At 65.0% G+C, this 5,110-nt stretch carries 4 protein-coding genes; 1 reads left to right on the forward strand and 3 read right to left on the reverse strand.

Going from position 1 to position 5,110, the window contains the following annotated elements:
• Window positions 1–146: 2-oxo acid dehydrogenase subunit E2 (locus EN857_RS11635; RefSeq protein WP_187331266.1), on the forward strand; the 146-nt coding region annotated here is incomplete at its 5' end.
• 108 nt (window positions 147–254) lie between these two features.
• Here EN857_RS11635 and EN857_RS11640 read toward each other — a convergent pair.
• The 3 genes from EN857_RS11640 to EN857_RS11650 all read right to left on the reverse strand — a co-directional run.
• The gene (locus EN857_RS11640) at window positions 255–1,592 is read right to left on the reverse strand and encodes an HlyD family type I secretion periplasmic adaptor subunit (RefSeq protein WP_127393665.1); all 1,338 of its coding nucleotides are present in this window, start codon (window positions 1,590–1,592) and stop codon (window positions 255–257) included.
• A 19-nt stretch (window positions 1,593–1,611) separates the two neighbouring features.
• On the reverse strand, window positions 1,612–3,306 hold the full coding sequence (locus tag EN857_RS11645; protein WP_135858735.1) for a type I secretion system permease/ATPase: 1,695 nt from the start codon (window positions 3,304–3,306) through the stop codon (window positions 1,612–1,614).
• A gap of 180 nt (window positions 3,307–3,486) precedes the next feature.
• On the reverse strand, window positions 3,487–5,110 hold a 1,624-nt coding region (locus EN857_RS11650), incomplete at its 5' end, for a VCBS domain-containing protein (RefSeq protein WP_189522813.1).

Here is a 5,110-nt window from a genome sequence, read left to right on the forward strand (position 1 = left end):
TGGTGAAGAATGGCGAGATCAAGATCGCCAACGTCATGTCGGTGACGCTGTCGACCGACCACCGCGCCGTCGACGGCGCGCTCGGCGCCGAACTGCTCGGCGCCTTCAAGCGCATGATCGAAAACCCGATGGGCATGCTGGTCTGACTGCCCGATAGCACAGGCTCTACCCGGTCGCCGAGCCGGCGGGCGCTTTCAGGAAGAGCCGTGTCCTGGATCAGAACGACCGAGCGTCCCTTTGATCCGGTCCGGGAGCTATTTCTGCCGGAAGGCGGTGTGGAACGATGTCACCAGCGGCCCAAGGATATAGTCGAGCGCCGTGCGCTCCTCGGTGACGATCATCACCGAGGCCGGCATGCCGGGATAGAGCGATATCTCAGGGGCGGCCGCCAGTTCGGCCGGATCGACCGCAATGTCGGCGACATAATAGGGAAGGCCCGTCTTGCTGTCGGTGATGCGGTCGGCCGATATGCGGGTGACATGTCCGTGGATGATCGGTATCGAGCGCTGCTTGTAGGATGTGAAGCGGACTTCGGCCGTCATGTCGGCTCTGAGGCTCGATATGTCCTCGACGCGAACCTGCGCCTGGACAATCAGCGAATTTTTGGTTGGCACGATGTCGAGGATGGTCTGGCCCGGCGCGACGATCGCGCCGATCGAGAAGACGGTGAGGTCCATCACCTGGCCGTCATAGGGCGCGCGGACCTCGGCGCGGTCCATGGCGGCCTGGGCCGCGAACATCTTGGGCACCAGGTCGGCGAGATTGGATTGCGTCTCGATCAGCATCGCCGAGAGCTTGGCCCGGCGCTCGTTGGTCAATTGTGCGATCTGGCTCTCGAGTTCGGCCTTGGTCTGCCGGCTGCCGGCGATGGCGCCGAGGTTCTCGTCGATCAGGCCCTGCAGGTCCGAGGCGGATCGGTCGAGTTCCAGGATGCGCGGGCGGGTGGTCAATCCGGCCTTCAGCAGCTTCGACAGGCTCGCCTTCTCGTCGACGGTCGATTGCAGCTGGGCACGGTATGAATCGACGCGGGCCTGCTTGCCGTCGATCTGCTCGTCGAGCTCGGCTATCCGCTTCTGGAGGATCTGCCTGGCGCCTGCCAACGAAGCGCGCTGGCTTTCGAGGTCGGCGACCTGGTTGGCCATGGCGTCCTTGAGATAGGCCTGGTGCTCGCCGGCGATGTCCTGAGGAAAGGCAACGTCCTGGCTGCCGTCCAACTCCGCCCGGATCCTGGCGTCGGTGGCGCGCAGCAGCGCATATTGCTGGGCGTAGAGATTGAACTCGGAGCGCAGCCTGGTGTCGTCGAGCAGCAGCAGGACCTGGCCCGTCTTGACGATGTCGCCGTCCTTGACGCGGATCTCTTTCACCGTTCCGCCGTCGAAGTGCTGCAGGCTCTTGCGGTTGCCTTCCACCTTGACCACAGCATCGGCGAGCACGGCGCCGTTCAGCGGCGCGAAGGCCGCCCAGCCGCCGAAGACGCCGAAGAAGGCGAGGATGATCAACAGGCCGATCAGGGCCGGCACCCGGATCGAATCCGGGGCCGGGATGCCGGCTTCGCCGGGCAGGCTGCGATAGATGAGGGCGCTGTCGCTCAAACGTCTCTCCCCTCGCAGCTCATTGGGTTGCCACCGCTATTGGAGCCTGGCGCTGGTTGAGCAGCGCCACGATTTCGTTCCGCATGCCGAAGGCTTCGACGGCGCCGTCGCGCAAGAGCAGGATCTTGTCGACATTGGCGAGCGTCGAGGGCCGGTGCGAGACGATGATGACGGTGCTGCCGCGCCGCTTTAGCTCGATCGCGCAGTCGCTCAGCGCGCGGTCGCCATCGGCGTCGAGATTGGAGCTCGGCTCGTCGAGGATGATGAGGTTCGGCGTGCCGAACACGGCCCGGGCAAGGGCGATGCGCTGGCGATAGCCGCCGGACAGCACCGCGCCGCCTTCGCCGATCTGCGTCTCGTAGCCCTGCGGCAGACGGATGATCATCTCGTGCACGCCGGCCAGCCGCGCGGCCTCGATCACCTCTTGGTCGACATTGGTCTTGAAGCGGCCGATGTTGGCGGCGACGGTGTCGGCGAAGAGCTCGATATCCTGCGGCAGATAGCCGATGTGGTCGCCCAGCGCGTCGCGCCCCCAATGCGACATGTCGGCCCCATCCAGCCTCACCGTGCCGCGGCTGGGCTGCATGACGCCCGCCAGATGCCTGGCCAGCGTCGACTTGCCGGCGCCCGAAGGGCCGACGATGCCCAGCGCCTCGCCGGCCTCCAGCCGGAACGACACGTCGCGCAGCAGCACCTTCTGCACACTGGGAACGGCAAAGCTTACCTGCTCGACAGAGATCCTGCCGGTGGGCTTCGGCAGGTTGAAAGACCGCTCGCTTTGCCCGCCGCCATCGACCAGCTTGCGAACCCTCGCAAGTGCGGCGCGCGCCAGGATCAGGCTGCGCCACAGGCCGACGATCTGCTCGACCGGCTGCAGCCCGCGGCCGAGCAACAGGCTGGCAGCGAACATCGAGCCGGCGGTGGTCTGCCGTTCGATCACCAGATAGGCGCCGAGGCCGAGGATGAGTGACTGCATGGTCAGGCGCAGGAAGCGGATCAGCCCCGACATCAGCGCGGCGCGGTCGCTGGCTTGCGCCTGGCGCAGGAGTGCGAGGTTGCGGTCGCGGCCCCAGCGGCGGACGAGGCCGTCGATCATGCCCATGGCGCGCACGACCTCCGAATTCCTGAGGCTCATCTCGGTGAAATTGTAGTTGGTCGTCGCGATGTCGTTGGCCTGCTTCAGCGGCGCGCGCACCAGGTATTCGTTGAGCACGGCCATGGCGACCAGCAGAAGCGCTGAGCCGAGCGCGAAGAACCCCAGCCAGGGATGCAGCAGGAAGATGATGCCGATGTAGATCGGCGACCAGGGCAGGTCGAACAGCGCGTGGATGCCGCTGCCGGTGATGACCTGGCGGAAGGTGTCGAAGTCGCGGATCGGCTGGCTCTGCGCGGCGCCCTGCGAAGGCGTTTCGACAGATGCGGCGAGGATCCTCGCCGAAAGCAGCCGATCGAGGCGCGCGCTGGCGCGCGTCAGGATCCAGGCGCGCACCAGATCGAGGCCGGCCAGCGCAAGGAAGGCCGCCAGCAGCACGATCGTCAGCATGACCAGCGTCGTCTGGCTGCCGCTGGTAACCACCCGGTCGTAGATCTGCAGCATGTAGAGCGGCGAGGCGAGATAGAGCAGATTGATCGCCAGGCTGAACGCCGCCGCGACCAGGAAATAGCGGCGGCACGCCCCAAGCGCGTCCTTCACGATCTGCGATTTGTTATCGATGCCCAAAATGCCCAGCGGAGAACCGCCCCCTGTCTACACGCCCGAACCGATACTACTCCCGATCTTCCCGCCAGCCACGCGATCCGCTTGTAAACCTGATGTAAACCTTAATTCGCAGGCCGAATCCGCGGCTGGAGAGAGATGAGGTGAGTCGGCGGAGCCGCCGGCTCACCTCCTTCATCACAGCACGAAATCGCTCGCTGTCAGTCCAAGCCCGGTGCCGGTCAGCGTGATCTGGAAGTCGGCCGTCGTGTTGCCGGTCACGTCGACGTGGATGACGGTGTTGCCGCCACTTTCGGACCAGGTGATGCTGTTGGCGACGGTAGCCCCGTTTTGCCCGCCGAACAGGAAGGCCTGATCGCCCGGGGCGGCAGCGGCATCGATCGAGGAGAGGTCGATCTTGTCGACGCCATGTACGAAGTCGGTGATGGTGTCGTTCGCGGCGCTTGCCGGGGAATCCGAGATGGCCGATCCGTAGTAGAACGTGTCGGATCCCGCCCCGCCAGTGAGCGTGTCGGTGCCGACGCCGCCCACCAATCGGTCGTTGCCATCGCCGCCGTTCAGTGTGTCGTTGCCGTCCTGCCCGAACAGCGTGTCGTTACCGGCCAGGCCAAAGATCGAGTCCGCTCCGCCATTGCCGTAGAGGACGTCGTCGCCGTTGTTGTTGCTGGGATCGTTGAGTGTTTCTCCCGCGTTCAAGCCGTTGCTGCCCGTTATGATCTGGAACGTCTCGCTGTACTGATATGCGGGCCCGACCGGGTCGCCGACTTGGGTGGCCTGCACGGTCACGGTGGATATGCTGTTCGTCGTGAGGCTTCCCGAGCTGAGCGTGTTCCCGCTGATCGAAAACAGGTTCGTATTCGATTGCGAGGTGATGCTGTAGACAAAGCTGCCAGGATCTGAGTCGGTCGCGCTCAGGGTTCCCGTGAACTGGAAGGAATTGAAATTCAGATTATCCGTTGTTGTGCTCGGCGTCAGCTGGATATCGGTCGGCGCAAAGCGCGGCGGGCCGTCGTCGGCGCCGGTGATGGAGACCGAGACCAGCTTTGCGGTGCCATCCTCCGAATAGACGGTAAAACTGTCGCTCAAGGGCTGCCCGTTGCTGAGCGCGTTGACCGTCGGGTTCGAATTGTCGAGCGTGTAGGTCCAGACACCGGCTGATGTCACGGTGAAGGTGCCGTAGCCGGACGCACTGGCCGTCGCGGAATTGACGGCCTGGAACGCGTCCGTGGTGTTGTCGACATCGGTCGACAGAAGGTCGCCGGTCGCTGTCGGTGTGCCGCCGCCATTGGAACTGCCCGCTTCGACGACGGTTCCGGTCGCCGTGCCGGTGATCGCCGCGGCATCGTTGGCGCCGTGGATGGTGATGTCGATCACCTGCTGCGTGCCGTCGACGGTGGTGACCGTCACCAGTTCATGCAGCGTGGTGTTCGCGCCGCTGCTGTTCAGCGCCTGAACAGTGGCGTTGCTGTCGTCCAGCGTATAGCTCCAGGTGCCGGCAGCATCGATCGAGAACGTGCCATAGCTCTTGGCCACGGCAGCCTGGACGTTGAAGGTCGCCGCGTTGTCGACATCGGTTGCGTTGAGGTCGCCCGAGGCCGTCGCATCGCCCAGCGTACCGTTGGTAACGCCGCTCTTCTCCGTGACGGACGTGTCCTGGGCGCCGTTGGCCGTGATCACCGCGCTGTCGTTGGTGCCATGGATGGTGACGGTGACGAGCTGGCTGTCGCTGCCGTCGGAGGAGACGGCGGTGAAGCTGTCGGTGATGGTGTCGCCGGCGCCGAGCTGCTGGATGGCGGCCTGG

The sequence above is a fragment of the Mesorhizobium sp. M4B.F.Ca.ET.214.01.1.1 genome, from assembly GCF_004791545.1.
In the GTDB taxonomy this organism is placed as follows: domain Bacteria; phylum Pseudomonadota; class Alphaproteobacteria; order Rhizobiales; family Rhizobiaceae; genus Mesorhizobium; species Mesorhizobium abyssinicae.